The following is an 822-nucleotide window of genomic DNA, read 5'->3' on the forward strand; positions in this document are numbered from 1 at the left end:
ACTGCCCAAAGGATAATCTCACCCCGAAAATGGCGCCACTTGAAATCAGACATTTCCTGCTCCTGTTTCTCAGAACAGGTTATTATCTGCCAATCAATCTGTTTTTTGCAACAGAGCCACCGGCCCTATTATCTGGCACCCAGTGACGACAATCAGGAAGCGTTCACCTTGCTGCGCGAGGCGATGCGCCTGCAAAAGGTTGGGGCAATTGCCGAGGCGGTGTTGTTTCGGCGTGCTCGTAAACTGCTGATCCGCGCATATGATGATGGGCTTCTCGCAACCACGCTGAATTTCGACTATGAAGTGCGCTCGTCAAAAGAAGCGTTTTCGGACATCGGAAGTTTCAAGTTCGACAAGGAAATGCTCGAGCTCGCCAGCCATATTATTGATACCAAGATGGGCAGTTTCGATCCGACCGGCTTTGATGACCGGTATGATACAGCGCTGGCCGATCTGATTAGCAACTGTATCTTTCATGGTTTCGGAAGCAGCCATTTTGACGTTTTCTACATAGTGCGTTAGCAAGGGCAACCAATTTTCGGGCAACGGCTGTGACGATAACCTTGTGCGGTTTCCCGGCTTTTCGCAAACGATCCGCGAAGATCTTCATGGTCGGGTTGTGATGTGCAGCGACCAGAGCGGCTTGGAACATCACATGCCTCAAGGCACGACGACCGCCTGCAATAGATCGTTTTCCGCGCAAGGTTCCACTGTCATGCGCCACTGGAGCCAAACCTACAAGAGCTGCGGCTTGTTCGCCTGTGATGGTTCCAAGCTCTGGCATTTCAGCGACTAACATTGTGCTTGCCACTGGGCCTATTC

General features: G+C 51.6%; 1 protein-coding gene and 1 pseudogene. One reads left to right on the forward strand and one right to left on the reverse strand.

Annotated elements, in window-relative coordinates; all coding sequences use genetic code 11:
* Positions 1-120: 120 nt before the first annotated feature.
* Positions 121-459 (forward strand): annotated as a pseudogene (locus ABE530_RS19610) (Ku protein); the annotation flags it as partial.
* On the opposite strand, the gene ABE530_RS19615 reads toward ABE530_RS19610, so the two are convergent.
* On the reverse strand, positions 458-811 hold the full coding sequence (locus tag ABE530_RS19615) for a transposase (RefSeq protein WP_499695723.1): 354 nt from the start codon (positions 809-811) through the stop codon (positions 458-460). The pseudogene ABE530_RS19610 and the gene ABE530_RS19615 overlap by 2 nt on opposite strands.
* Positions 812-822: the final 11 nt, after the last annotated feature.

Origin of the sequence: Brucella sp. TWI559 (genome assembly GCF_039674265.1) — a bacterium.
GTDB lineage: Bacteria > Pseudomonadota > Alphaproteobacteria > Rhizobiales > Rhizobiaceae > Brucella > Brucella chromiisoli.